Below are 26157 nucleotides of genomic sequence, written 5' to 3'. Positions count from 1 at the left end.
GCACGAGGCAGACAAGGCCGGCTCCTAGCCCGCTCGTGGGCCGGCAGTTGAAACTGCCATGATGGCCCTGTGACTATCGCGAAGACCATCCTGCTGTTCATCCTTGCCGCCGCCGCTGAAATCGGCGGCGCATGGCTGGTGTGGCAGTCCGTCAGGGAAGGCAAGGAGTGGTGGTGGGCCGGCCTGGGCGTTATCGCTCTGGGCATCTACGGCTTCGCCGCAACATTGCAGCCTGACGCGCACTTCGGCAGGATCCTGGCCGCCTACGGTGGCGTGTTCGTTGCCGGATCACTCGTTTGGGGCATCGTCTTTGACGGCTTCAGGCCCGACAGGTGGGACATCGCAGGGTCGGCGATCTGCTTGCTGGGCGTCGCCGTGATCATGTTTGCGCCGCGGAACGCTGCCTGAGACGGGTCACCCTTCTTCGGCCGGGATCCGCACCGTGCAGTCCGCCGCGTCCCTTACTACGTCCTCCAAGTCCCCGGTGCGGTGCAGGACCTCGAGCTGCCGCGTTGCGCCCGTGCCGGCGTTGAGCAAATCGTCCATCAACTCCTCCACCCGTCCCAGGTCCCCGATGTCCTCCAGAGCCTTGCGGATGTGGTTCATCAAGGCATTTACGACGGCGAGGGCCGGCACCGGCCGGCTTGTCACCGGATCGAGCAGTTCGCCGCGCAGACCCCACCGGCTCGCCTTCCAGCCGGCCAGCCGCAGCAGCGCAGCGGGAACTACCGTGGGTTCAATTCCTTCCCGCCATTCCCGCGCTCCGGTCTCCACCAGCCCGCGGGCGATGCCTGCCAGCAACACCGTGTTCTGCGGCCGGAGGCACACGTCGGCAAGCCGAAGCTCCACCGTGGGGTAGTGCCGCGAGAGCCGGGCGTCGAAGTAGATCATCCCCTCGTCCAGCGCGACGCCGGTGCCCACCATGTCCTGCACCAACTGGTAGTAGGCCTCCGGGGTCCGGAGGATTTCAAGTGGGCCGGCCGAGGGCCAGCGGTTCCACACCTGCGAACGGTAGCTGGCGTAGCCGGTGTCCTCGCCGTGCCAGAACGGGGAGTTGGCGCTGAGGGCAATCAGCACCGGCAGCCAGTTCCGGATCCGGTCCAGCACGGCCACGCCCTCCTCCGCCGACTCCACCGAGACGTGGATGTGGCAGCCACACGTGAGCTGCTCACGGGCCGTGAGCCCGTATTCCTCCGTCATGGCTTTGAACCGCCGGAGCTGCACGGGATGGGGATCGGCGGGCAGCGGTGACGTGGCCAGCGCGGCCACCCTGACTCCGATGTCTTCTGCCGCCTGGTGCGCTATGGCCCGCCCTGCGATGATGTCCGCTTCCAGGGCAGCCAACGTGGAATGCGGCGGGGTGACCACCTCGATCATCTCCTGCTGGAACTCGGCCGTGAGGACAGGACCGTTGCGGGATTCCATCGGGCGGACATACAGGTCCAGGAGTGCGCCCGCTACCGGTACCGCCTCCCCGCTGCCGGGGTCCACCAGGAGCAGTTCCTCCTCGATCCCAAACGTCCGACGGCGCCCGGCCGCGCCTGCGCCGGCATCCTCAGCTAGCGCCGGGGTGCCTTCAACGTGGGACTGGACGAAGGCGCGAAGGTCCGCGTCGCCGTCGTGATCCTGGCCGTCGTTATCCATGGCAGGGTGCTCCGGGCCGCCGTCGTGGTCCTCGATGCCGTGATGCTGCCAGCTCACCGGGGCTGGGCAGGGTTGGTGGGATCGCCCTGCGACGGCGGGTTGATGGGGGGGCCGGGAACGCTGGCCGTCTGCGGGGTATCCGGCGTGCCGGTGTTGACCTCGGGAGTGCTGGGCGTGTGCGGGCCCCGCGGGACGGTGCCGCCCTGCAGGTCATGCAGCCTCTTTTCGAGGATCTGCATGATGGGCAGGCGGTTGCCGTGGGCCTTCTCGTACGTCATCAGCTGCGCCACTTCCGCCTCCTCCAGTCCGGAGATGCTCGACGGCAGGGTTCCCACCGGCAGGTGGTCGTAGTCCGGCAGCGGCAGGTCCTTGTGCAGGGGTACTTCGTTCACCGTTCTTCAGCTCCTTCTCTCGCAGTGCAACTTGGTGGCGGGTTTGTGGACAGACGGTCAGCCCCTGGCCCCGGCGCTTGCCGGCTCCGGCTCCTGGACCCCGCCCGCAAAGACTGACTCCGCCATTTGGGCCGCGATAGCATCCCAGTGGTACTTCTTCAGCAGCTCCCGGGTCTTCGGCCTTGGCCCGCGCGACGGATCCCGCTGGCCGAGCGTCCGGCACACCGAGGCGAAGCCGCCGGCATCGTCGCGCAGGTGCACGATTCCCGGGAAATCAGCGACGACGTCGGGCACCCGTGTGGAAACCACCGGCAGGCCGGCCGCAAGGTACTCAAGCGTTTTCGTGGGGCTGATGGAACGGGTTGCCTCGTTCAGCGCGAACGGCATCAGGGCCACATCCAGCCCGGCCATTGCCCCGGGAAGGTCCGCGTAGCAGGTGTACCCTGCGTAGCTGATGTTGGGCGCCTGGGGCAGGCTGGACGGATCGATCTTTGCCACCGGCCCGTACATTTTGATGTCCCACTCCGGCAGCGCTTCGGCCAGGCCGGCGATCAGCCCCAGGTCCAGCCGTTCGTCCAGTACACCCACGTATCCCGCCGCCGGACGCTGCCCCGGAACCCGGGCCTCCGCCGTCGGGCTCCGGTAATGCTCCGGCTCCACGCCGCTGGGAAAGAGCAGCGTGTCCGCGCGGCCCTGCCGCACCATGGACCGGTGGAGTGAACGGCCGCCGGCAAATACGACGTCGGCCCGGCGCAGGGCCTGGCGCTGCCTGACCACCAGCTCGGGCGGGGCGTCCTTGAAGGCGGCGAGATCGTCCATCACGTCATACACCAGCGTGGTGGGCTGGAGCGCGAGGGCCAGTTCCAGTGCCAGCGGGGTGTAAAGCCACACCACCCGCTCCCCCGCGGGCGGACCCACCAGTTCGGGCAGCTGCTCGATGTAGTCCGGGAGGACGTCGTCGAAAAAACCCACATGGTGGCCCTGCTCCGGGATTTCCAGCCAGGCGCGGTTCAGTCCGTTGACCTCCATGTGGTTCATCCGGTTCCGGCCCGCGAAGTCGGGTGACGGCGTGAGCGGCTCCTCCACGTACCAGGTGGAACAGCGGGAGCCCAGGCGGGATACGAGGTGCTGGGGGCGCTGCCACACCCAGTCCCAGCGGAGGTGCGACAAAACGATCAGTTCACTCTGCATTGACAATCCTCAATTCCATCCGGGTCTTGGTGTTGGGCAGGCTGTTTCCCTGATCCGCATCAGGGGCCGGTGCCCAGTTCCAGTGGGACATTTGTGGCTCGTAGCCGCGAAGCCAGGTGGCCACGGGTTCGCCCAGCGTGAAGGCAGGCAGCTCGTTCGACGGCGTGCCGGCGGCGGCTTTTGCATACGACTCGGACATCACCGAGGGCTGGCGGGCCAGCTCGTCGTCCAGCCAGTACACGCCCACGGGGTCGATATGGCCGTCGCTGCGGTACAGGAGCGTGTTCCAGTCCGTGGAGTCGATCACCGGGAACCAGCACAGGCCCTCCAGCGGAACCCCCATCTCCCGGGCCCGTTCGCACTGCTCCAGGACGTACTTGAACCAGGTGGCCCGGTCCGAGGTGGAGCCGCGGACGTTGGTCTCGGTGAGGAGGCACGGCAGCCGGTAGCGGTCCCAGTACAGGTAGATCTGCTGGGCAAGCGGCAACGGGTACGGGGTATTGGGCGAGCCGCCATTCTCATCGAAGTGCCACTGGCAGTGGGCGTAGTAGTCCATCCCCAGCACGTCGATCCGTCCCGGTTCCAGGTCCTGCAGCTTCCCGCCTCCGGCCTCGCGGAGCAGCTCCGCCAGGGGGCCGTGGAGGTCGTAGCCTTTGCCCAGGAAGCTGTCCAGCACCAGGAACCGGCGTTCGTTGGCCATGGTGGCGTAGGCGCTTCCGCCGGGACCTTCGCCGGTGTGGTGCTCGCAGGTGTCCACCCACACATGCTTGGCGTCCGGGAGCATGTCCTTGTAGGCGCGGCTTGCCTCGGCCACGGCCGGCAGCACATTGAGGATCTGGGCCACGAAGTTGTCCAGGCCCTTTTGGTAGGGCGGCCAGATGGCCTCGTGGCCGGTGAGGAACAGGGTGGAGAAGGGCTCGTTGAAGAGTGTGTACTCCTCAATCCAGGGGTAGCGCCGGGCAAACTCCTCGGTGTACCGCAGGTAGGCATCGCGGAAGCGGGGGTCCGCGAAGCCGCCGTCCATCCACCGGGGGTAGCTGGTGTGGTGCACCAGGTCCACGATGGGCCGGAAGCCGTGGTCCCGGAGATAGTGCAGCACCCTGTCCGTGTCCTGCCAGTTGAAGAGGCCTTCCTCGGCCTCCACCCGGTGCCAGCGGACCGGATACCTCAACCTGGTCACTCCGCAGCTGGTCAGCAGTCCAAGGTCCTGCTTCCATTGGACGTCGTGGGCGGTGGACTCGAAAATGTCCGTGTCGTGCCGGGGAAGATACGTACTCTCAAAGGCGCCGATGATGTCGATTCCGCTCATATGCCCGCCCCTTCCCCCTGCAGGGTACGGCCCGTATTGCCGGCCAGCTGAACGTAGACGAGGTCCAGCAGCTCCGCCGCCCTCAGGTTCAGCCGCCGGGATTCATCCAGGTCCCGGTCCAACCGGAGGATCTCGGCACGCAGCTCTGCGATGTCCGCGGCCGCTACAGCCAACCGCAGGTTCATCTCCTCCAGCGGGTCGCTCAGGGGCTCGTGCTCGGGCAAAGCATCGCTCAGGAAATCGTTCATGGCAGGGCCCTCACTTTCAGTCGGCGGACGGGTTTGGCGCCTTCGCGCCCGGGTTGTGGTGGAACTTCTTCTGCTTCAAGCCCCAGCTCTGCGAGGCGGCTCGTCAGGGCGGCAACGTCAACGGGGGCATGCAAGCGGCAGTCCGGGAACGGCGGTTCACAGTCCCCTGACTGGAATTCCAGGAAGGCCTCGGCGGCCGTTTGCTGGTTCCGCAGCAGGTGCCCGATCAGCGTCAGCGTGTTCTCCCGGCCCTGCCCGTTGAGGGAATTCAGCAGCAGCCTCGCGTACACGTGCAACGGACCATTGCCTTGGTTCGCGAGGCAGGCCAGCGGTGCGGTCTCCCGGAGCGAGTTGAGGTTCACCCGCCGGGCAACCAAGGTGCCAGGGCCCGCCTGGTGCATGCGCAGGTTCTCAATTGCGGGGCGGCTGTAGTCAACGGCCACCACATGGTGCCCCTGCTCCGCGAAGTGCTTCCCATCCGCGCCGTGCCCGCAGCCAAGCTCCAGGATCCGGGACCCCGGGGAAAGCTCACCGGCGAGCTCCGTAGCCCAGGCCGAGGTTCCGGGTCTGTCGTTGGCACGGAGCAGCGCGCGGTGGTGGTCCTCCCAGTTCTCCCTGTCACCATCCAGGCTGCCCAGCCAGTTGTCATAGCGACGGCGGGCCGGTGGCGGCGTGGTGAACCGGAACGCCGGATCCGGGGTGTGCCAGCTGGGTCCGTAGATCGCCGCGAGCATCTGCTCCGGCTCGGCCGGGGCCGGAAGCTCCCGTCCGTTGATGGTGAGGGTGCGCAGCGGGAAGATACCCACGTTTTCGGTGTGCTCGCGGGCATGGAACGTGCCGTGGAACCAGCCCCCCACGTTGAAGTAGGTGAAAATGTCCAGGTAGAACCGGTCCGTGCCGTCCGCTCCGGGAAACAGCAGCTGCAGGTGCCCCGCGGAATGCCGGACCGTTTCGTAGCCTTGCGCGTGCAGGGCCCGTTCCAGCTCGAAGCCCTCCAGCGCTATGTCCGACGGGTTTTCGTGCCGGCTGAGGTAGGCCAGGTCCACGTCGTCATCGCCCGGCATCACCCGGCCGTCCCGCACTGGACCGAGGAGGGTGCCGCCGGTGACAAAGAGTTCCTGGCCGCGGCCCCGCGACCACTCCACCAGCTTGCAGGCCTCATCCAGCGCCTCGTCGATCAGGTGGGCGCGCTGGCCTTCAAAGTTCCGCGCGATCCGCCCCCACTTGTTAATGATCTGCGCCATCCCGGTGCCGGGCTCCTCGAGCGAGAACTGGTGCGGTGAATCATCAAAGGTGACTGTCGCCGTCGGGCATAACGGCGTTCCGTCCTGCAGCACGCCGAGCCGCGCCCAGCCGGACAGGCGGCCGGCGAGTGCGGGCGGCCAGTCGATGGTGCAGCAGCCGGAGCCACGCCGTGCGGCCTCACCGGCCCGGACATTCCAGATGGGCCTGTCCCCCAGCAGGATGGACAAGGTGGCATCCCGGGGAATCGGCGGCCCCGCGAGGATAAGCGAAAACCTGTCCGCCTGGAGGCTGTGGCTGTGGACGCTGCGGATCTCGACGTCCTGGCTCATGGTTGGGCAACCAGTTCCGAGTCCTTGGACGGGTCCGTGTAGGGAAGCCGGACGTCCACCACCTGCCCAGTCATAGCCGACGCCAGCACCTGGATGCTGGCCCCGGCAACAGCGGCGGCGGGCAGCAGGGATCCTTCCTCCTCGGCCCCGAAAGCCCTGGTCCGCATGGGCGTGGCCGTCCGGCTGGGGCTGATGCAGTTGACCCGGATGCCGTCCGAGCTCCACTCGTCCGCGAGCGCCTGGGTGAGGTTCACGATCGCGGCCTTGGTGGCGGAGTAGACGGTGTAGTTGGCGCGGCCGCGGGTGTAGGAACTGGAGGCGAAAAGCGTCAGCGATCCCCTGCTTTCGGCCAGGTACTTCTGCGACTCCTGGGCCACGATGAAAGCCGCCGTGAGGTTCACATCGAGATCATGGTGCAACTGCTCGTCCGTCAGCTGGGACAGCGGGCCTACGCTGAGTACGCCTGCGGAGAGGATGACATGGTCCACGCGGCCGTGGGCGGCTGCCGCGGACGCGAGCGCCTGGGCCACGCAGCCGCGGTCCTCCACGAAGGTGCCGTTGCCGGTGCGGCTCTGCCCCGCCACCACAGCTCCTTCGGCTTGGAGCTGCTGGACGAGCTCGAGGCCGATTCCCGAGCTTGCACCGAAGACCACAACAATGGAGCCGCGGAGCCCGCCCGCGCTCCCGTTCGGCAGCATGGTTTTGTGTTTCAACTGGAACAGTTTGTCCGCAAGATGGATGTCGATGGGCTGGGTGATCTTGATGTTGGCCTCGTCGCCGTCCACAACGAAGATGGGAACATCCGGGCAGTACTTAAGGACCACCGAACAGTCATCCGTCGCGAAGAAGTCCGGGTCCTGCCTTGCCCGTTCATACGCTGTGGCAATGACCGGCATCCGGAAGGCCTGCGGCGTCTGGCCCCTTCTCAGCTTGGCCCGCGGCGGCACGGCGCGGATGAAGTTCCCATCGTCCACTTCGATGATGGTGTCGGCTGAGGGGATGGCGGTGTCGACGGCGGCATAGACGTCGAGTGCGCGGATGCAGGCGAGGATGATGTCGCCGTCGAGCAGCGGCCGGACGGCGTCGTGGAAGATGACGTTGGCGTCCTTGTCCGCGATGGCGTCCAGGGCAAGGCGTGAGGTTTCGCTGCGGTCTGTGCCGCCGGCAAGGATCGCCGTGAGCTTGGTGAACTTGTTGGCTGCTTCCGCATCCGGTGTGCCGGGTTTGCTGCCCAGGAGCAGTTCCTCGGCCCGCGGTATGTAGCCCGGGGCCATCATGACGATGATCTCGTCCACCAGCCCACAGTGCTCGAACAGCTCCACCGTGTGCTCAAGGCTAGTGCGGCCGGCGATCGGGACAAACTGTTTGGGTATGTCCAGGCCCATCCGGGCGCCGACACCTCCGGCCAGGATGACCGCGACGTTGCGGCGGCGGGTGCCGGATGGAGAGGGTGGTTTCTGGTCCATGACTGGTCCTTTCCTTCGAGTTGGCGGCCTAGCGGCGGCCGATGGGGGTGCCTCCCGTGTTCTCGGTGGCGGAGGGGATGATGACGGATGCGGCCTGCAGCCGCTGCCGGGTTTCCTCGGCGGTGATGTAGGAATCCATTCGGGGGTACTCGCCCACCGGGACCACCGCCGAGACGAAGGTCCGGTTGTGGATCCGGATCAGGTTGAAGGAGCGGGCACCGTCCAGGCCCTGCATGGCACCCGAAGGCAGGGCCAGGTCCTGGTTGTAGCTGGTGGAGGAGGCCACGGAAACGGGAATGTTTGCAAAGGTGGAAAAGACGCTGTGATGGGTGTGCCCGGAGAGGATCCCGATGACGTCGCTGCCTTCCAGCACCCGGGCCAGGCCGTCCTGGTTCCGCAGCTCCGAAAGTACCGCGAGCTCCTGTACCGGCGGAACAGGCGGGTGGTGGATCACCAGGAGCGTGCCGTCGTCGGCCCTTGTCTCCAGTTCCCCTGCCAGCCAGTGCAGCTGCCCGTCATTGATCTCGCCGTGGTGGTAGCCCGGCGTTGAGGAGTCCAGGACCAGCACCCGCAGGTTGCCCAGGTAATAGGTACGGTCAACCGGGAGCTCCTGCGGCGCCTCATCCAGGAGCATCCTTTGGAAGTTGGCACGTTGGTCGTGGTTGCCCATTGCCCAGATGAGCTGGGCGCCCATCCGTTCAGCGTATGCCTGGCTAGTAGTTCTCAGGCGCCGGTAAGCCTCCAGGCTGCCCTTGTCCGTGAGGTCGCCGGAAAAAATGATGGCTTCCGGCTTCAGCCCGCTGGCCTCGACGGCGTTAAGGACTTCCACCAGTCCCGTCTGGGGATCCAGCTCGCCGTACAGCAGCCCCTCTTCCACAAAATGAGGGTCGCTCACGTGGACAAGCACATGGTTGGGGTTTGAGTACTCGGGGCGGAACTGGTGCATCGGGGCCTTTCAGCTTTTCCCAGGGCGGAGCCCAAGCCGGGAAGGTGTGCTGACGGGCGCTGCATGCCGTCGGGGGTAGAACATAATAAGCACGCTTATGAAATGTTGGGAAGACCTGTCTTTTATCCCGGCCGTGTGCTGGCGCTCCTCCACGGCGTATCAGCAGGCGGGCAGCGGGTAGCTGTACTTCCCTGGCCGCCGCGGGTAGATTCAGGAGTGTGACGGGCGTAACTCCTGTCCTTCCCCGGCCCTCCTGCGCTGGCCGTGGAAACAGCTGCTGGAGCAAGCCGGTGGCACACCTTGCAGAAATGGATTGAGCCATAATGCCGTCCTCGCACTTCCAGCAGTTCCTTGACCAAGCCACCATTCATGACCCTGCGGCCGAATATCCGTTGGGGCCGGACTGCCTTTACGGCCTCTACGTCAGCTGGGCATCGCTGCACGGCTTCCGGGCCAAACCGGACCAGGCTTTCCGCGCCGGGATGAAGCGCTGCGGCGTCGACGTGAACGACTCCCACCTGCACATGACCGGCCCCGCCGCGGCCGACTACATCCTCAGCAGCTACCCCGACGTCGCCTGACGCTGCCGCCGCGCCGCGCCAAACGGGTGGTTTGGGGACAGCCATGGGATTCGAGCCGCACGAGCCAGAGCAGCGCAGGGAGCTCAATTCCACCTTGCTGCAAGCCGACATCACCGTCCCGGAGCTCTGGCTGCGGTACTTCAGCATGAGCGGCACCGCCGGCGAATACGAGGTCCAGGCCTACGTGGAGGGACTGATCTCCCTGCCTGCCCTGCAGCGCCACCTGCTGGCCATGGCGGCCAGGGAAATTATCAGCGAGACGCCCTGAAGCCACGCCCGACGGCGACAGTTACGCACCGCCGTCGGCATGGCTTCCGTCCTCTTCCCATTGAGCTCCTTCCCGCGCTAGTGTGGGCACAAAACCACTGGCCAGAGCCATGGGTTATCAGGCTCATGCAGTTGGGCCTCTGGGGGATTTTCCGGAGGGAACCGCGGTGAGCAAAACTGGAAGAAACACCTTTAGAGGGCGGCGGGGTGCCGCTTTACTCCTCATCCCGGCTCTGATGGCTTTGACTTCCTGTTCTGCGGAGGTCCAGCGCGGCTGGCTGCCCGGTGAACGGGACACCACAGACCACACCCCCCTGGTCACTGACCTGTGGGTGAACTCGTGGATCGCGGCAACCGTGATCGGCGTGATCACCTGGGGACTCATCCTGTGGTGCATCATCGCCTACCGCCGCAGGAAAGATACGGTCGGGTTTCCGCGGCAGATGAGCTACAACCTTCCGCTGGAGGTCTTCTACCTCTCTGTACCGCTCATGATTGTGGGCGTGCTGTTCGTGTTCACCGACCGTGAGCAGCGGGCCATGGACGACCGCTTCGAGGACCCCGATGTGATCATCGATGTCCGCGGCAAGCAGTGGGCCTGGGACTTCAACTACGTCAAGGAGGACGTCCACGAAGACCCGGGCGTGCAAGCCCACCTGGACGGGAACTGGGGCACACCGGACCGGCTGCCCACCCTGTACCTGCCGGTGGGCAAAAAGGTGGAACTGCAGCTGAACTCCCGTGACGTCCAGCATTCCTTCTGGGTTGTGGAATTCATGCAGAAACGGGACATGTACCCCGGGGAAAACCAGTTCAACAGGTTCATCGACATCATTCCCAACCGCACCGGCGAGTATACCGGCAAGTGCGCTGAACTCTGCGGTGAATACCACTCCGAGATGCTCTTCAAAGTCCGGGTGGTAACCGAGCAGGAGTACAACACCCACATCGCCGACCTCCGCGCTAAGGGCAACACCGGCATCCGCGGCGATGAATACGACCGCAACCCGGCACGGCCGGCCCTGGAACAGGCACAACAAAGGACGGAACCGCAATGACCACCACCGGCCAAAACATGGGCGTAACGTCGGCGACTGCCGCACCTGCGGTGGTGAAGCGACCCAAGGGCAGCATGGTGGTCAGCTGGATCACCTCCACGGACCATAAAACCATCGGGTATATGTACCTGATTTCCTCGTTTGTTTTCTTCCTGCTGGCCGGCATCATGGCGCTGCTGATCCGTGCCGAACTGTTCGAACCCGGCATGCAGATCCTGCAGACCAAAGAGCAGTACAACCAGCTGTTCACGATGCACGGCACCCTGATGCTCCTGATGTTCGCCACCCCGCTTTTCGCCGGGTTTACGAACGTCATTATGCCGCTGCAGATCGGTGCACCGGATGTCGCTTTCCCGCGGCTGAATGCGCTGGCCTTCTGGTTCTTCCTGTTCGGCTCCACCATCGCAACGTCCGGCTTTATCACCCCGCAGGGCGCTGCCTCCTTCGGCTGGTTCGCCTATGCACCGCTGTCCAACACCACATTCACACCCGGCCTGGGCGGGGACCTGTGGGTGTTCGGCCTGGCACTGTCCGGCTTCGGAACCATCCTGGGCGCGGTCAACTTCATCACCACCATCATCTGCATGCGTGCACCCGGCCTCACCATGTGGCGCATGCCGATCTTCACCTGGAACGCCCTGGTCACGTCCATCCTGGTGCTGATGGCCTTCCCGCCGCTGGCTGCGGCGCTGTTCGCACTGGGAGCGGACCGGAAATTCGGCGCCCACATCTATGACCCGGCGAACGGCGGTGCCATCCTCTGGCAGCACCTGTTCTGGTTCTTCGGCCACCCCGAGGTGTACATCATCGCGCTGCCGTTCTTCGGCATCGTCTCCGAGATCTTCCCGGTGTTCAGCCGCAAACCGATCTTCGGTTACAAGGGCCTGGTTTACGCCACCATCGCGATTGCTGCCTTGTCCGTGACGGTGTGGGCCCACCACATGTACGTCACCGGGGCAGTGCTGCTCCCGTTCTTCGCGTTTATGACCATGCTTATCGCAGTCCCCACGGGCGTGAAGTTCTTCAACTGGATCGGAACGCTGTGGGGCGGTTCGCTGACGTTCGAGACGCCCATGCTGTGGAGCCTCGGCTTCCTGATTACGTTCCTCTTCGGCGGCCTCACCGGCATCATCCTTGCCTCCCCGCCGCTGGACTTCCACGTCTCTGACTCCTACTTCGTGGTGGCACACTTCCACTACGTGGTGTTCGGGACCGTGGTGTTCGCCATGTTCGCCGGGTTCTACTTCTGGTGGCCCAAGTTCACCGGGACCATGCTCAACGAGCGCCTGGGGAAGATCCACTTCTGGATGCTGTTCCTGGGCTTCCACGGCACCTTCCTGATCCAGCACTGGCTCGGTGTGGAGGGCATGCCCCGCCGCTACGCGGACTACATGCCTGAGGACGGGTTCACCGGAATGAACCAGCTCTCCAGCATCAGCTCCTACCTGCTGGGCGCCTCGGTGATCCCGTTCTTCTGGAACGTCTTCATCACGTGGCGGACCGGCAAGAAGGTCACCGTGGACGACCCATGGGGCTTCGGCGCCTCGCTGGAGTGGGCCACGTCCTGCCCGCCGCCGCGGCACAACTTCACCTCGCTGCCAAGGATCCGCTCGGAGCGCCCGGCGCTGGACCTGCACCACCCTGAGCTGAGCGTCCGCGAGCACGAGCCCACTCACGGCCCCGTGGCCGCTGCCCTTGGCGCTGCGGACATTGGCCCGGGGGACGTACGGGATCCGGACCCCAACAAGTAGCCGCAACGAAGCCCCCTGCCAGCCGGTCATTCTGGGTACCGGCCGACAGGGGGCTTCTTCTTGCTGGCTGAGGTTAGCCCTTTGTCTCCTTGGGGTTGTCAGCGTCCTTCAGTTCAATCTCTGCCGTGGCCTGGATGAGTGCGAGCAGCTCCGGGTCCAGTCCCGGGGCAAACTCTTCCTTGCGCTCCGGGGCCATTGTCTTGGGGACACCCGTGGGCATGACTTCGGTGCTGAGTTCAGTGCCGTCGTTCGACGGCGATGCGCCCCGGTACAGCTTCCCTGCCTGGCTGAGGTTGTCCGCGCTGAAGGTGTATTGGACGCTTTGCAGCCCCAGGTCGAGGAGCTTCTTGACTTCGGGGAACTGCTCGGCGTTGGTCTTGGGGATGGGAAGGACCTTGCCCCAGTTCACTCCGAGGCTTTCCAGCGCCTTGGCAAAGGCATTCTCGTGCGCCTGGTCGCGGACGATCAGGTAGGCAATGGTGGAGCGGGCCGTCTTGTTCTCCGTCATCTCGTAGATGCGGCACTTCTGCAAGCGGCCAGTGGATTCAAGCATCAGGTTGTACAGCAGATCCAGGACCAGGTTTCCGCTGTTGTAGACGTAAGACCCCAGCCACGGGTTGCCGGCGGCGTCCACGGGCAGCGCGCCCTGGGCACCCACCAGGTAGTGGTGGATGTTGCTGGTGTCCAGCGCGATCTTGAGCGGCGTGGCACCCTTCGCCCCGGGCTCGTCCACGGGGTCGGTTTTCTTTCCTTGGTAGCGCGGGGAGCCGTCGAGAAGCTGGGCAATGGTAGTGCCGATGAGCTCGACGTGGCTTATTTCTTCAGTCCCCACGCCTTGGAGGAGGTCCTTGTAGGGCTTGGACGCCGGGTCTCCGCGGAAGTTAATGCTCTGGAACAGGTACTGCATCATGGTGCGCATTTCGCCGAACTGGCCGCCCAGGCCTTCCTGCAACGCGTTTGCTGCTGCCGGATCAGGCTCATCGGCAGCAATTTCATTGATGAGGAGTTCAGTGTGCAGGTACATGTGATTCTCTCCTTGTGGTCTGTGCTGGTGCCGGGCCGGCGCCGGTCCAGCTACTGCTGAACCATTCGCCTGCGGCCAGGGATGCTGTCACGCCGATACGCTGCGGCAGCCGAGTTAATCAGCATGCTTACTATCCTGCTTCAGATGCTCTGGTTTGGCCAGACGTTGGACTACCCCTAAACAGAAGCCACCCGCCCACGGCCAGGACCACGCTGACCGTGAGGAAGCCAAGGTCCCAGGCCAGGGGCCCGCCGAGGTCGTCCCGGACATGATGGATCTGCAGCAGCTGGTGGTTGACCAAGCCCTCGACGATGTTGAAGACACCCCAGCCGCACAGGACCAAACCGGCGTGGAAGCTCCAGCATGCGGACAGCCGCCCCTGCTGCCTGGCCCGGACGGTGAGGGCCGCCGCGGCCACCACCAGCACCCACATGGCACTGTGGAACAAGCCGTCGGCCAGGGTGTTCAGTTCCAGGCCTGCCACCGTCTTGGTGTTGCCGCTTTCGGTGTGGCTGAGCATGTGGTGCCACTGCAGCAGCTGGTGCAGGACGATGCCGTCCACGAACCCGCCGATCCCCATGCCGAACAGGAACGCCGGGGCCCTGGCCGGTGCGCCGGCCGCCCTGGCCGGCGTGGTTCGGGTTTCCCTTGACACTGTTCCGCTCCCCCTTCTATCGGTGCACCTATCACCTTGTCCCCTACCCGCCGTCGGACGCTCTAAGCATCCTCCGCACCCGCTTCCGGCGCCTGTGCGGGGACCCTTGACCAGTCCTGCCCGAGGTGGAAACGTAGTGCAGGCGGTGCGCCTCAAGCAGCGGGGGTGGTTCCTGCACGAGACGGGAACCGCACTGCCAGCCAACAACCAAGGCGGCACACATGCGAGCAATGGTTTACCGGGGCCCGTACAAAATCCGGGTCGAAGAAAAAGACATTCCGAAGATCGAGCACCCTAACGACGCGATTATCCGCGTGACCACCGGGGCAATTTGCGGCTCGGACCTGCACCTTTACCACGGCATGATGCCGGACACCCGGGTGGGCATGACGTTCGGGCACGAGTTTGTGGGCGTGGTGCACGAGGTGGGCTCCTCGGTGCAGAACCTCGTACCGGGCGACCGCGTGATGGTCCCCTTCAACGTCTACTGCGGCTCCTGTTATTTCTGCTCCCGCGGCCTGTTTTCAAACTGCCACAACGTAAACCCGAATGCGACGGCGGTGGGCGGCATCTACGGTTACTCCCACACCTGCGGGGGTTACGACGGCGGCCAGGCGGAGTTCGTGCGCGTCCCGTTCGCCGACGTGGGGCCTGCGAAGATTCCGGACTGGATGGACGAAGAGGACGCTGTCCTGCTCACCGACGCGCTTCCCACCGGCTACTTCGGGGCCCAACTCGGTGACATCGTGGAAGGCGACACGGTGGTGGTATTCGGTGCCGGCCCGGTGGGCCTGTTCGCCGCCAAGTCCGCCTGGCTGATGGGCGCCGGGAGGGTGATCGTGATCGACCACCTGGAGTACCGGCTGGAGAAGGCCCGCACCTTCGCGCACGCCGAAACGTACAACTTTGTGGAGTACGACGACATTGTGGTGCACCTGAAGAAAGCGACTGACTACCTGGGCGCCGACGTCGTGATTGACGCGGTGGGGGCCGAGGCGGACGGCAACTTCCTCCAGCACGTGACCGCCGCCAAACTGAAACTGCAGGGCGGCTCGCCCGTGGCGCTGAACTGGGCCATCGACGCTGTCCGCAAGGGCGGAACGGTGTCCGTGGTGGGCGCGTACGGCCCGATTTTCAGCGCGGTGAAATTCGGGGACGCCGTGAACAAGGGCCTGACGCTGCGGATGAACCAGTGCCCGGTCAAACGGCAGTGGCCGAGGCTGTTCGAGCACATCCGGAACGGGTACCTGAAGCCCAGCGACATCGTCACCCACCGTGTCCCGCTGGAGCATATTGCCGAGGGGTACCACATGTTCTCCGCGAAGCTTGATGACTGCATCAAGCCCCTTATCGTTTCCACCCCGGCCTGAGAGGAAGGGCATCATGGCTGAGATACCAACGCCTTACACCGCCGGCAAGCCTGGCCTGAAGGAGTCCAAGGAGGAACTGCGGGCGCGCATCCCGGGATGGGGCGCGGACCTCGACCCGGCGGACCGGCCCTCCTTCCCCCGCGAGCAGCCGGGAATCGAGACCGGCGCGCACTGGGACTTCCCGGAACGCCAAAACGAGGAGTGGCCCCGGGAGCGGTCCATCGAACACGCTTTTGTGACCCCGGTTTTTGGAACGTCGACCCCTCCTGCCGGAGTCTCGGGAGCCATCCGGAAGTACGCCTACGCCAGGTTCAGCGAGGGCAGGGCCGCGCACTGGCTGCTGCTGATCGCCGCTGACCGGGTGGACGCGTGGGAGCACCACCTCGCCTCGCTGGCCACTGTGCGCCCGGACAACCCTGTGACCGAGACGGGCGTGCTCAGCGAGTTTTCCCGGCACGGCCTGAGCTCCCGGCTCGGGAAGAAGCGGGCAGACGTCAACCACCAGTGGATCGATCCGATTGTGGTGGGCGGGCCGTGGGTGCTTGCCGGCCTGGGTGGCGTTGCCGCGGTGCGGGCGCTGCGGCGGGCGGCGGGGCGGAAATGACGCAGGCTACCTCGGGCAAGGCGTCCTTCAGCACGGTGGCGGACGGCGTCCACTGCGTCTCAGAAGCCTTCGTCAACTTCTATCTGGTGGAGAGCCCCGACGGGCTGACCCTGGTGGACTCCGGGCTGCCGGCGATGTGGAAGACACTGGAGGAATCGGTCCAGGGGCTGGGGCACGCCGTGGGCGACATCAGGGCGGTGGTGCTCACGCACGCGCACTTCGACCACCTGGGCCTGGCGCACCGGCTGCACACGGAGTTCAGGATTCCCGTCTGGGTGCACGGCGGTGACTCCTTCATCGCCCGGCACCCCTACCGGTACCAGCACGAGAAATCGCGCTTCATTTTCTCGCTCTCCCATCCCGGCGGCCTGCCCGTCCTGGCCCGGATGACCAAGGCGGGCGCGTTGCGGGTGAAGGGCGTTGACGACCTGACCCTGTTTCCCGCTGGACTTGGCACCCTGCCGGTGCCGGGACAGCCCGAGGTGGTGTTCTCCCCCGGTCACACCGCCGGCCACTGCGGGCTGTACCTGCGGGACCGGGACGTGCTGTTCAGCGGGGATGCGTTGGTGACGCTGGACCCCTATTCCGGAAGGACGGGGCCGCGTATCGTGGCCGGGGCCGCCACCATGGACAGCCGGCAGAACCTGGACACTCTGACGCAACTGGCACGGACCGGCGCTTCCCTGGTCCTGCCCGGGCACGGGGAACCCTGGACGGGCGGCATCGAGGAGGCAGTGGCAGCAGCCCGGCGCGAGGCAGCCTGACCAAGCTGTGCGAACCCCCGCCGTCGTGATTCCTGTCTGCTGACACAGAAGAATCACCCTGCTGAAACATTTCAGCAACCTCGGCGGGGCAAGCTGTGAGTACGGGGATACAACAGCAGGAGGCACCGCATCATGGAGGCACAAAAAGTACTGACCGCCCAGCTTCGCATCGGCGACCAGATCGAGGCGTGGCACAACGGCAAGCTGTTCCATCGGGGGCGGGTGACCGACGTGGTACCCGCCCTGGAACTGTTCTGGATCCTCGACGCGAGGACTGGCGCACGGAAGCTGCTGGATCCGGAGGCGCTGGAGATCCGGCATGTGGAGGCACCGGCGCAGCCGCTGGCCACGGCCTGAGAGGGTCTGGCGTACGTGCGGGCGGGCGGTGCGGGGGCCGTGCATAGAATGAGTTTGATGCGGAACCACCGCGGAAGTCCGGGCGCATATGCCCACAACCACGAAGGAGCACACCGTGATTGGATTCATCGTTGCCGGCCTGGTTATCGGCGCACTGGCCCGCCTCATCAAGCCGGGCAAGCAGAACCTGGGCCTGCTCGCCACCTTGCTGCTGGGCCTTGTCGGTTCGGTGATCGGCGGCGTGGTGGCTTCGCTCCTGGGCACCGGAGACATTTTTGAACTGAACTTCCTGGGCTTCATCGTGGCTGTCATCGCGTCGGTGCTCCTGGTGGGCACCGCGGAAGCAGTTGCCGGGCGCCGGAAGTCAGTGCGCCGCTAACCTCGTTGAGCCGCCCGCCCAGGATTTGCGGGCTGCCGGCCCGACCGGACGAAATGCAGCAGGCCCCCTGGAACTTCCCGGGGGCCTGTTGCGTCAAGTGGGCCAAGCGTCTGCGGTGACAGCCCGACGGCGGCCCCTTGGCTGGGACCCTATGTGCGGTCCTGGTACACGTCCGGGATGCCGTCCTCATCTGCGTCCACTTTCTCGGCTTCCTCCGCCGCCCGGTACTGGCGGTTCCTGGTCCGGAGCACGGCCGTTGCCAGTAACGCCGCCACCAACGAGGCGGTCAGGATGCCGACTTTGGCATGGTCGTCGTGCAGGCTGCCCTGACCGAAGCTGAGTTCAGCCACCAGCAGGGACACCGTGAATCCGATGCCTGCCAGGAGGGACACACCAAAGACATCGATCCACTTGAAAGACTTGTCCAGCTCAGCCCTGCTGGTTTTCGTCAGCAGCCAAGTGGTGCCCAAAATACCAATAGGCTTTCCGAGCACCAGGGCCACAATGATGCCCAAAGCCACAGGATCAGCCAGGGCGGAGGCGAATCCTTCCAGTCCGCCCACGGCCACGCCCGCGGAGAAGAAGGCGAAGACCGGCACCGCAATGCCTGCAGAAATGGGCCGGAACCGGTGTTCGAAGATTTCGGCCAGTCCCGGTCCCGCGTCGGGGCCGCCAGCCGCCTGCGAGCGGATTACGGGGATGGCGAAGCCCAGCAGCACTCCGGCCACAGTGGCGTGAATTCCGGAGGCGTGGACAAGCGCCCACGTGGCCACCCCGAGCGGCAGCAGGATGAACCAGGCCGCCGGAGCTTTCAGGCCGAAGAAGTATCGGAATCTATGCGCCAGGAAGGCGTAGAGCGCCAGGGGGATGAGTGCCAGGAGCAGCGGCATGACGTGCAGGTCGCTGGTGTAGAAGAAGGCGATGATGCTGATGGCAATAAGGTCATCGACTACAGCCAGCGTCAGCAGGAAGATCCGCAGCGCGCTGGGCAGGTGCGAGCCGATGATAGCCAGGACCGCCACTGCGAAGGCGATGTCCGTGGCAGTGGGGATAGCCCAGCCGCGCAGGGTTTCCGGGCTGGTCAGGTTGATGGCCACATAGATCAGCGCCGGGACTACCACGCCGCCCGCTGCGGCAGCCACCGGAACGATGGACTTGTTCAGCTGCCGCAGGTCCCCGGCCACGAACTCCCGTTTGAGCTCCAAACCCACCAGGAAGAAGAAGATTGCCAGCAACCCGTCGGCAGCCCAGGCTCCGAGGCTGAGGTCAAGGTGCCACGGCTCGTAGCCAATTTTGAAGTCCCGCAAGGCGAAATAGCTGTCCGAAGCCGGAGAGTTGGCCCAGACCAGGGCGATCAGCGCCGCCGCAACCAGCAGCGCTCCGCCGACGGTCTCTTTGCGCAAAATCTCGCCGATCCGCAGGGCTTCGGCATAGCTGCCCCGGCCGAAAATGGTGGAGCGGGTTCGATTGGGTGGGGGCGTTGGGCTCATCAAGCATCCTCAAATCCGGGGTCGGCAAATATATGCCGACCAGACTTCCCGGCGCACCTTCGATCCATACTACGGGCTCAGCTTCCTCTTCTGCTTATCGCTTCGTTGCAGCCGGGCTTGGCATCAGCATGTGGCCCGGTTCACGTGGTGACCCATCCAGGCCGGGAGCAGCAGCGAAGTGCCTATGTCCCTCACCTGGGACGACAACGTCACTTGTATGAGGAGACTGCATTCCGATGAACAAGACACTCCGCCTTATGGCTGTTCCCACCCTCGCTCTGGGAGCCCTTGCCCTTTCGGCTGCCCCGGCCATGGCCCACGACGGCGCCGACCACTACCAGTCCACGCTCAGCCAGCTCAACGGCAGCGCCGGCTCGGGCACCATCACTGTTGATGTCACCGGCAACCAGGCCCACGTTGTCCTAAACGTTTCGGGCATGCCTGCCACGTTCATGGACGCCCCATACCCGCACGTCCAGCACATCCACGGCGGAGCCCAGGGCGTCTGCCCGGCCCCTTCGGCGGACAAGGACGGCGACCAGGTCATCTCCACCACCGAAGGCGCACCCTCCTACGGCGGCATCGTCACTACCCTTTCCACCAGCGGCGACACCAGCCCGGCAGCAGGCCTTGATCTCAAAGTCGGCGGACAGGGCGCCGCCTACACCGTTGACCGCACGTTCGAACTGAACGCCGAAACCAAGGCCGCCCTGGAAGCCGGGACCGCCGTGGTGGTGGTCCACGGCCTTGACCCCGCAACCCTGAGCGCGGCCGGACAGGCAGCAAAGAGCGATCTTGCGCCCACCCTTCCGCTCGCCGCCACTTCGCCTGCCCTGTGCGGGACGTTGACGGCCGGGCAGATGCAGATGCCTGCTGGCGGCGCTGACACCGGCGTCGCTACCGAAACCGGCACCGACACCGGAGCCCTCGCCATCGGCAGCGGCCTGGCCCTGATCGCCCTCGCTGGCGGCGCCTACGCCGTCCGCCGCCGGACCGCCGGCGCAGCAGCCTAAGCACCGGCTGACTGGATCACCATTGTGTTTGATACGAATTCCGGCCGCCGCGGGGGCCTGCTGGCCTCCACGGCGGCCGGGCTTCTGCTCACCTTAGCCTTGAGCGGCTGCGGCGCCGGCAGCAACAACACGCCTGACGCCGGCTCCCCGCCTTCCGCTTCCGCCACGCCTTCCGCGACGGCTACCTCGGTCCCGCCGAGTTCCACCGCGCCGGCGCCGTCGGCAGCTTCCCCCGTTGCCGCCGCGCCTCCTGCTGCAAAACCTGCAGTCCTGTCCCGGTCCGAGCCCGTGACCCTGGAAATTCCTGCCATCGGCGTACGGACCGAACTCCTGAAGCTTGGCCTGCGGGAGAACGGCTCCCTGGAAGTACCGCAGGACGACGGCAACGGTGCCCCCGCCAGCTGGTACAAAGGGTCACCCACCCCCGGCGAACGCGGACCATCCGTCATGCTGGGCCACGTCAACTCACCCAACGGACGCGGGGGCGTCTTCGAAGATCTCCGCCAGCTCACTCCCGGAACCGAAATCAACGTCTCCAGAACCGACGGCAGCATCGCCGTGTTCACCGTTGACCGCGGCGAGCTGTACAGCAAGGACAGTTTTCCCACGCTGAAGGTCTACGGAAATACTCCCGGGTCCGAGCTGCGGCTTATCACGTGCGACGGCTACGACCCAGCCACCGGGCTCTTCGACGACAACTACGTGATCTACGCGAAGCTAAGAACCTGATCCTGCTCCTCGGCCGGACACCACGTTTCGCCCGGACATCGAGTACTAACCGCGGCCGCTAAACCCTGAAGAGGGAGCGGCCAGGACGGAAGCGCCATGAAGAACCGCAATTGCCTGCTGGCCTCGCTGGCACTCTCGTCCCTGCTGCTCTCCGGCTGCGCGGCAGCGGCGGGGTCCGTAGCAACTGCTGACGTGCCGGCGTCGGACGCTACATCCTCCCCTGCCGCATCCCAGTCACCCAGCCATACCGGCGGCCATCACGACGGCGGCGCATCCTCCCTCCGCGCTTCCGCCAAGGGCCCCACCGAAGCCGCGAAGATGGTGTGCGGGGACCAGCCGATGGACAGGCTGACTTCCATCCTGGAGCTGGGCGAAGAACCGCACACCATAAACAATTGGGCGGACAGCACCTTTACCTGCATCTACCACCTGGACGAAGGTGCGCTGGAAATCTCCGTCAAGGAAGCTGCAGACCAGGCCACGGCGCTGAGGTACTTCGACGCCATGCAGGCACTCGCAGCGGATGCCAAGCCGCTAAAGGGCTTGGCCAACCTGGGATTCCCTGCTTACGAAACGGCGGACGGAGCGGCGGTTTTCCAGAAGGACAACTTCGTGCTGCAGGTGGATGCCTCGGGACTGCCGGAAACCCTGGGCCCGGACGTTATCACCCGGAACGCCCTCGCGTACCAGCTGTCCACCACTATCTTGGCGTGCTGGGTGGAGCATCACTAGGACGCAACCTTGCCCCGCCCGTTTGCCCGCCACCGGCCGTCCTGGGCAATGGCAGCAACGGCGTCGTTCAGGTAGCGGCGCGTAGCTGCAGAGTTGGCCAGCTGCACCAGCTCCGCGGCCACCACCACCAGCTTGACGTTGCGGTGGCTGCTGGTGCTCACCAGCAGCTGGAAGGCGTCGTCCGAGCCCAGGTTCAGCTGTCCCATCAGGATCCCCCGGGCCTGGTCAATAACGCTCCGGGTCGATGTGGCGCCTGCCACCGCTTCGCGGGTTTTCTCCTCAGTTTCGCGCTGAAGCGTGGTAGTGAGGTCAACCACCACCCCTTCCATAGCGGTGACCTTCCCAGCGGTATCCGTGACGGCCTCACCGGATGTCAGCACCCGCCGCGTCCGGCCCCGAGAGTCGATGATTCGGTGGTACATGCAGAAGTAGCCTCCGGTTTTGGCAACCTGCGCCACGATCTCTTCGCACCTGGGCCTGTCCTCCGGGTGCTTGTGCGAATACAGCAGCTCCATAGTGGGAACCACTTCGCCGCGCCGGTACCCGTGAAGCGCGAACATGCCGTCCGACCATTCAATCTTCCAGCCGTCCAGATCCACGTGGAATGTGCCCGCCACGCACTCATTGTCACCCAGCGCACTTGAGTACGTGTAAGGGCCGCTCAATTCAGCCAAAGAGCCACCTCCGGTCCATCTTCCAGCCCTGCACGCGCGGGCAAAGGCGTCATTGCCTTTCATCCCAGTATGGCCAAGATGCAGCACGTCGGAAAGGCCACACCCTCCTCGGCCTCTTGACTTGTATACCCCCTAGGGGTATATTTCCAGGTGTTGTCAGTGAAGTGGTATGTCCCGGCAGGTGCCCCGCACCGCCTTTCACAGCCGTTCAACCCCAGCGCCCATTGATCCTTCACCAAGGAATGGAAACTGACATGCCGGAGATCGAAAACCGCACCACCCTCCCCCTGGCCTCCGCTGCCGGCTGCAGCTGCTGCCCGCCGTCGGCCAGGGCAGGCGAGCCGCCCGCCGCCGTCGTAATTTCCGACGCCGGACCCCCCTCCCCGACGCTCGCTCACCTTTCGCCCTAATTGGGCGACCCTCTCTCACCTTTCGCCCTAAATCGGGCAACCCTTTCGCACCGGGCTCCAACGCCGCGGCCGTCCTCCAAGGAGGAACCAATGCAGGACCATCAGCACCAACACCACACGCACCAACACGACAACGAAAGCCCGCCAGGTGCCACCCTCACCGAAGCGGGGGCTGCTTCGCCCGCCCACCACACCCATCACGACGACGACCATGCCGTCCACACCCACGGGCAGCACGCCGGCCACAGCACGGCCATGTTCAAGAACAGGTTCTGGCTCACGCTGGCGCTGACCGCCCCCGTGGTCTACTTCAGCCCCATGGTGGGCCACATCCTCGGCTACATGGCCCCGATGTTCCCCGGTTCCACCTGGATCCCGCCTGTCCTGGGCACGGTGATCTTCCTCTACGGCGGCCAGCCGTTCCTCAAGGGCGGGCTGCAGGAGCTGAAGGACCGCCGGCCAGGCATGATGCTCCTGATCGCCATGGCCATCACGGTGGCATTCGTGGCGTCCTGGATCACCAGCCTCGGCCTGGGCGGATTCGACCTGGACTTCTGGTGGGAGCTAGCGTTGCTGGTGGCCATCATGCTGCTGGGCCACTGGATCGAGATGCGGGCGCTGGGTTCCGCGCAGGGCGCACTCGATGCCCTCGCCGCGCTGCTCCCCGATGAAGCAGAACGCATCACGGACAGCGGCACCGAAACCGTTCCGGTCGCCGAACTCCGGCCAGCCGACCTGGTCCTGGTGCGCTCCGGCGCCCGCATGCCGGCCGACGGCACCGTAGTGGCAGGGCAGGCCGAGTTCGACGAGTCAATGATCACCGGCGAATCCAAAACGGTACTGCGGGGGCCGGGCGATGCCGTGGTGGCCGGGACGGTCGCCACGGACAACAGCGTGCGGGTCCGCGTGGATGCGGTGGGCGACGACACTGCCCTTGCCGGCATCCAACGCCTGGTGGCCGAAGCGCAGGCGTCCTCGTCGCGGGCACAGGCTTTGGCTGACCGCGCGGCGGCCTTCCTGTTCTACTTCGCCGCGGGCGCAGGCGTGCTCACCTTCATCGTCTGGACGCTTCTGGGGAGCATCCCGGAGGCCGTGACCCGCACCGTCACCGTCCTCGTTATCGCCTGCCCCCACGCACTGGGCCTGGCGATTCCGCTGGTCATCGCCATCTCCACGGAGCAGGCCGCCCGGGCCGGAGTCCTGATCAAGAACCGGATGGCCTTGGAGCGGATGCGCACGGTGGACGTGGTTCTCTTCGACAAGACCGGCACCCTCACCACCGGCGAACCGGAGCTAAAGGACGTGGCCGCCTCTCCTGGCGTGGAGGTGGACAAATTGCTGGCCCTGGCCGCCGCCGTGGAGTCGGACAGCGAACACCCCGTAGCGCGGGCGATCGTGCGCGCGGCACGGGAGCGGAACCTGCCGCTGCCCGCCGTGGCGGAATTCAGCTCCCTCACCGGCCGCGGCGTCCGGGCTTCAATGGATGGCCGCGCGGTGCACGTCGGCGGGCCCGCGCTCCTGCGCGAGCTTGCCGCCGTCGAACCTCCTGCCCTTGCGGACACGACCCGCAGCTGGATGGACCGCGGCGCGGCCGTCCTGCACGTGATCGACGACGACGGCCGGGTGCTGGGGGCGGTCAGCCTTGAGGACGCGGTGCGGGCAGAGTCGCGCCAGGCAGTTGCCGCCCTGCAGAACCGCGGCGTGAAGGTGGGCATGATTACCGGTGACGCCCGGCAGGTGGCCCAGGCTGTGGCAGCCGACCTGAACATCGACGAGGTGTTCGCGGAGGTCCTGCCGGCGGACAAGGACAAGAAGGTGGCTGAGCTGCAGGCGCGCGGCCTGAAGGTGGCCATGGTGGGCGACGGCGTCAATGACTCACCGGCGCTGGCCCGCGCCGAGGTGGGCATCGCGATTGGTACAGGCACGGATGTAGCCATGGAATCAGCCGGCGTGGTGCTCGCGGGAAACGACCCGCGAGCCGTGCTGTCCATGGTGGACCTGTCCCGGGCCAGCTACCGCAAGATGTGGCAGAACCTGGTGTGGGCCACCGGCTACAACATCCTGTCCGTGCCGCTGGCGGCCGGCGTCCTGGCCTTCGCCGGGGTGGTGCTCTCACCGGCCGCCGGCGCGGTGCTGATGTCCGTGTCCACTATCGTGGTGGCTTTGAACGCCCAGCTGCTGCGCCGGCTGAAACTCAACCCGTCCGAAGTACGTTGACAATGCAGCCCCGGCACCAGCCCCCGCTCCAAGGAGGAAACAGCATGGCAACGCGCGTCCGTGTCCTGTCGTCAGCCCTCCTGCGTGCGGGGCTGGTGGCCGCGGTCCTGGCCGTCATGGCCGGGATCCTCGGCATGCACGTTATAACCGCGGACCACTCGTCCCACGCGGCGGGCCCTGCGGTGGCGGGCTCCGTGGCAGGATCGACGGCGGCGGCCGCCGCTGGCGGGCACAGCGACCATTCGCGCCATCCCGGGGACACCGCCGGTAGTCAAGCTGAACCGGCAATCCAAGCGGCTGAGCACGCGCCACTGACAGCGGCCGACGCCTGTGGCTCGGCCTGCCCTGGCATCCAGGAAAGTGGGGCGTCCTGCATCCCCTTGGCCACAACCGGATCGCTTGCAGTTTTCCCGCCGAACGGCGCCGCCGGCGGAGAGCCTAACCTGGCCGTCCATGCCCGGCATGTCCGTGCGTACTCCTTCACGCCGTCGAGCCCAACACCCTGCGAGCTGTCCATCAGCCGGACGTAGACCGGGCTGCCGCGTGGCCCGCCGCGCTTCCATCAGCCCACTCTTTACTACTTCCCTGAAGGACAAACCATGAACACGAAAATCAAAACGCTGTCCGCCGCTGCTGCGCTCGCAGCCGCGCTCGGGCTGGCGGGGTGCGCTGCCGACTCCGGAACCAATATGCCCATGAACCACGGCAGTTCCGGCCCCATGTCCAGCATGATGCCGGACGCCAACGCCGACCGTAACCAGGCTGACATCATGTTCTCCCAGATGATGATTCCGCACCATGCCCAGGCCGTGGAGATGAGTGACATCGTCCTTGCCAAGCCCGATATCCCAGCGGAGGTCACCGCCCTGGCCACCAGGATCAAGGACGCGCAGGCACCGGAGATCGAGACCATGACCGGGTGGCTTAAGAGCTGGCATGTCCCCACTATGGCGTCCGACCATTCCGGGCATGGCATGTCCGGAATGTTGGACGCCGAGGGCCTCAGTAAACTCAAGGCCGCCCAGGGAACCGAGGCTGCCCGGCTCTTCATGGAGCAGATGATCGGGCACCACGAAGGGGCCATTGACATGGCCCAGCAGGAGATCGGCGCCGGCAAGCACCCCGGCACCGTCCAGTTGGCCCGCGACATTGTCACGGCCCAGGAAGCGGAAATCGCCGAGATGAAGAAGCTGCTGGCTGCGCTCTGACTCAGCCCTCCCTCCCAGGACGCTCTCTCACGTAATGCAACTAATCGGCCAACGGTCTCTCACTTCCTTAGAAAAGGTGAGAGAGCGTCAGCCGGAAAACCGCA

At 65.6% G+C, this 26157-nt stretch carries 29 protein-coding genes; 17 read left to right on the top strand and 12 right to left on the bottom strand.

Annotation, left to right across the window (positions count from 1 at the left end; genetic code table 11):
• The first annotated feature begins 69 nt into the window (after positions 1 to 69).
• On the top strand, positions 70 to 408 hold the full coding sequence (locus AC50X7_RS11555; protein WP_307094089.1) for a YnfA family protein: 339 nt from the start codon (positions 70 to 72) through the stop codon (positions 406 to 408).
• A 6-nt stretch (positions 409 to 414) separates the two neighbouring features.
• Here the strand turns inward: AC50X7_RS11555 and AC50X7_RS11550 are convergent, their stop codons facing one another.
• Genes AC50X7_RS11550 through AC50X7_RS11515 form a run of 8 tightly spaced genes read right to left on the bottom strand, consistent with a single transcriptional unit; the run spans position 415 to position 8719 of the window.
• Complete coding sequence (locus tag AC50X7_RS11550) at positions 415 to 1701, bottom strand: carboxylate-amine ligase (protein WP_494979126.1); 1287 nt, start codon at positions 1699 to 1701, stop codon at positions 415 to 417.
• A complete protein-coding gene (locus tag AC50X7_RS11545) occupies positions 1698 to 2036 on the bottom strand; it encodes a DUF8129 domain-containing protein (protein WP_494979125.1) in 339 nt (112 codons plus the stop codon). Before AC50X7_RS11545 ends, AC50X7_RS11550 begins: the two co-directional genes overlap by 4 nt.
• 57 nt (positions 2037 to 2093) lie before the next feature.
• On the bottom strand, positions 2094 to 3227 hold the full coding sequence (locus AC50X7_RS11540; protein ID WP_494979124.1) for a glycosyltransferase: 1134 nt from the start codon (positions 3225 to 3227) through the stop codon (positions 2094 to 2096).
• Positions 3217 to 4536: a family 1 glycosylhydrolase gene (locus tag AC50X7_RS11535; RefSeq protein ID WP_494979123.1), complete on the bottom strand. Its 1320-nt coding sequence runs from the start codon at positions 4534 to 4536 to the stop codon at positions 3217 to 3219. Before AC50X7_RS11535 ends, AC50X7_RS11540 begins: the two co-directional genes overlap by 11 nt.
• Positions 4533 to 4784 carry a hypothetical protein gene (locus AC50X7_RS11530; protein WP_494979122.1) on the bottom strand — a complete coding sequence of 84 codons (252 nt, stop codon included), beginning with the start codon at positions 4782 to 4784 and terminating at the stop codon, positions 4533 to 4535. Before AC50X7_RS11530 ends, AC50X7_RS11535 begins: the two co-directional genes overlap by 4 nt.
• Positions 4781 to 6358 carry a class I SAM-dependent methyltransferase gene (locus AC50X7_RS11525; protein WP_494979121.1) on the bottom strand — a complete coding sequence of 526 codons (1578 nt, stop codon included), beginning with the start codon at positions 6356 to 6358 and terminating at the stop codon, positions 4781 to 4783. The genes AC50X7_RS11530 and AC50X7_RS11525 overlap by 4 nt, the downstream gene beginning before the upstream one ends.
• A complete protein-coding gene (locus AC50X7_RS11520; RefSeq protein WP_494979120.1) occupies positions 6355 to 7824 on the bottom strand; it encodes an SDR family NAD(P)-dependent oxidoreductase in 1470 nt (489 codons plus the stop codon). Before AC50X7_RS11520 ends, AC50X7_RS11525 begins: the two co-directional genes overlap by 4 nt.
• Positions 7825 to 7852: 28 nt before the next feature.
• Complete coding sequence (locus AC50X7_RS11515; protein ID WP_494979119.1) at positions 7853 to 8719, bottom strand: metallophosphoesterase; 867 nt, start codon at positions 8717 to 8719, stop codon at positions 7853 to 7855.
• A 374-nt stretch (positions 8720 to 9093) separates the two neighbouring features.
• Here AC50X7_RS11515 and AC50X7_RS11510 point away from each other — a divergent pair, with 374 nt between their 5' ends.
• From AC50X7_RS11510 to ctaD, 4 genes are all read left to right on the top strand, one after another.
• Positions 9094 to 9351: a hypothetical protein gene (locus AC50X7_RS11510; protein ID WP_494979118.1), complete on the top strand. Its 258-nt coding sequence runs from the start codon at positions 9094 to 9096 to the stop codon at positions 9349 to 9351.
• Positions 9352 to 9394: 43 nt separating this feature from the next.
• Positions 9395 to 9619, top strand: coding sequence for a hypothetical protein (locus tag AC50X7_RS11505; protein ID WP_494979117.1), 225 nt, complete (start codon positions 9395 to 9397; stop codon positions 9617 to 9619).
• Between the two features lie 166 nt (positions 9620 to 9785).
• Positions 9786 to 10676 carry an aa3-type cytochrome oxidase subunit II gene (gene ctaC / locus AC50X7_RS11500; RefSeq protein ID WP_494979116.1) on the top strand — a complete coding sequence of 297 codons (891 nt, stop codon included), beginning with the start codon at positions 9786 to 9788 and terminating at the stop codon, positions 10674 to 10676.
• Positions 10673 to 12427: an aa3-type cytochrome oxidase subunit I gene (gene ctaD / locus AC50X7_RS11495; protein ID WP_494979115.1), complete on the top strand. Its 1755-nt coding sequence runs from the start codon at positions 10673 to 10675 to the stop codon at positions 12425 to 12427. The genes ctaC and ctaD overlap by 4 nt, the downstream gene beginning before the upstream one ends.
• A 73-nt stretch (positions 12428 to 12500) precedes the next feature.
• Here ctaD and AC50X7_RS11490 read toward each other — a convergent pair whose 3' ends face one another.
• Entirely contained in the window at positions 12501 to 13451 is a 951-nt protein-coding gene (locus AC50X7_RS11490; RefSeq protein WP_494979114.1) for a manganese catalase family protein, read from the bottom strand.
• Positions 13452 to 13581: 130 nt separating this feature from the next.
• Entirely contained in the window at positions 13582 to 14106 is a 525-nt protein-coding gene (locus tag AC50X7_RS11485; RefSeq protein WP_494979113.1) for a DUF2243 domain-containing protein, read from the bottom strand.
• Positions 14107 to 14327: 221 nt separating this feature from the next.
• Between AC50X7_RS11485 and AC50X7_RS11480 the strand changes: the two genes are divergently transcribed.
• The 5 genes from AC50X7_RS11480 (at position 14328) to AC50X7_RS11460 (ending at position 17580) form a co-directional block, all read left to right on the top strand.
• The gene (locus tag AC50X7_RS11480; protein ID WP_494979112.1) at positions 14328 to 15476 is read left to right on the top strand and encodes a zinc-dependent alcohol dehydrogenase; all 1149 of its coding nucleotides are present in this window, start codon (positions 14328 to 14330) and stop codon (positions 15474 to 15476) included.
• A gap of 13 nt (positions 15477 to 15489) precedes the next feature.
• Entirely contained in the window at positions 15490 to 16080 is a 591-nt protein-coding gene (locus AC50X7_RS11475; protein WP_494979111.1) for a hypothetical protein, read from the top strand.
• A complete protein-coding gene (locus AC50X7_RS11470; RefSeq protein WP_494979110.1) occupies positions 16077 to 16844 on the top strand; it encodes an MBL fold metallo-hydrolase in 768 nt (255 codons plus the stop codon). The genes AC50X7_RS11475 and AC50X7_RS11470 overlap by 4 nt, the downstream gene beginning before the upstream one ends.
• 132 nt (positions 16845 to 16976) lie before the next feature.
• The gene (locus AC50X7_RS11465) at positions 16977 to 17201 is read left to right on the top strand and encodes a hypothetical protein (protein ID WP_461187642.1); all 225 of its coding nucleotides are present in this window, start codon (positions 16977 to 16979) and stop codon (positions 17199 to 17201) included.
• A gap of 115 nt (positions 17202 to 17316) precedes the next feature.
• A complete protein-coding gene (locus AC50X7_RS11460; RefSeq protein ID WP_494979109.1) occupies positions 17317 to 17580 on the top strand; it encodes a GlsB/YeaQ/YmgE family stress response membrane protein in 264 nt (87 codons plus the stop codon).
• A 149-nt stretch (positions 17581 to 17729) separates the two neighbouring features.
• Here the strand turns inward: AC50X7_RS11460 and nhaA are convergent, their stop codons facing one another.
• On the bottom strand, positions 17730 to 19070 hold the full coding sequence (gene nhaA, locus AC50X7_RS11455) for a Na+/H+ antiporter NhaA (protein WP_494979108.1): 1341 nt from the start codon (positions 19068 to 19070) through the stop codon (positions 17730 to 17732).
• A 236-nt stretch (positions 19071 to 19306) separates the two neighbouring features.
• Between nhaA and AC50X7_RS11450 the strand changes: the two genes are divergently transcribed.
• From AC50X7_RS11450 to AC50X7_RS11440, 3 genes are all read left to right on the top strand, one after another.
• A complete protein-coding gene (locus AC50X7_RS11450) occupies positions 19307 to 20083 on the top strand; it encodes a hypothetical protein (protein WP_494979107.1) in 777 nt (258 codons plus the stop codon).
• A 24-nt stretch (positions 20084 to 20107) separates the two neighbouring features.
• Positions 20108 to 20812: a class F sortase gene (locus AC50X7_RS11445; protein WP_494979106.1), complete on the top strand. Its 705-nt coding sequence runs from the start codon at positions 20108 to 20110 to the stop codon at positions 20810 to 20812.
• 96 nt (positions 20813 to 20908) lie between these two features.
• Positions 20909 to 21544 carry a hypothetical protein gene (locus tag AC50X7_RS11440; protein WP_494979105.1) on the top strand — a complete coding sequence of 212 codons (636 nt, stop codon included), beginning with the start codon at positions 20909 to 20911 and terminating at the stop codon, positions 21542 to 21544.
• Here the strand turns inward: AC50X7_RS11440 and AC50X7_RS11435 are convergent.
• On the bottom strand, positions 21541 to 22218 hold the full coding sequence (locus AC50X7_RS11435) for a PAS and ANTAR domain-containing protein (RefSeq protein ID WP_494979104.1): 678 nt from the start codon (positions 22216 to 22218) through the stop codon (positions 21541 to 21543). The genes AC50X7_RS11440 and AC50X7_RS11435 overlap by 4 nt on opposite strands.
• A gap of 254 nt (positions 22219 to 22472) precedes the next feature.
• On the opposite strand from AC50X7_RS11435, the gene AC50X7_RS11430 reads away from it, so the two are divergent.
• The 4 genes from AC50X7_RS11430 (at position 22473) to AC50X7_RS11415 (ending at position 26053) form a co-directional block, all read left to right on the top strand.
• Positions 22473 to 22628 carry a hypothetical protein gene (locus AC50X7_RS11430; protein ID WP_494979103.1) on the top strand — a complete coding sequence of 52 codons (156 nt, stop codon included), beginning with the start codon at positions 22473 to 22475 and terminating at the stop codon, positions 22626 to 22628.
• A gap of 90 nt (positions 22629 to 22718) precedes the next feature.
• Positions 22719 to 24845, top strand: a complete 2127-nt coding sequence (locus tag AC50X7_RS11425; RefSeq protein ID WP_494979102.1) for a heavy metal translocating P-type ATPase — start codon at positions 22719 to 22721, stop codon at positions 24843 to 24845.
• Between the two features lie 44 nt (positions 24846 to 24889).
• On the top strand, positions 24890 to 25375 hold the full coding sequence (locus AC50X7_RS11420) for a hypothetical protein (RefSeq protein WP_494979101.1): 486 nt from the start codon (positions 24890 to 24892) through the stop codon (positions 25373 to 25375).
• Between the two features lie 69 nt (positions 25376 to 25444).
• On the top strand, positions 25445 to 26053 hold the full coding sequence (locus AC50X7_RS11415; protein ID WP_494979100.1) for a DUF305 domain-containing protein: 609 nt from the start codon (positions 25445 to 25447) through the stop codon (positions 26051 to 26053).
• Positions 26054 to 26157: the final 104 nt, after the last annotated feature.

The sequence above is a fragment of the Pseudarthrobacter sp. Hb11 genome (genome assembly GCF_059383655.1).
The sequence above is the reverse complement of the archived record's forward strand: the minus strand, read 5'-3'. Positions and strand labels throughout refer to the sequence as shown.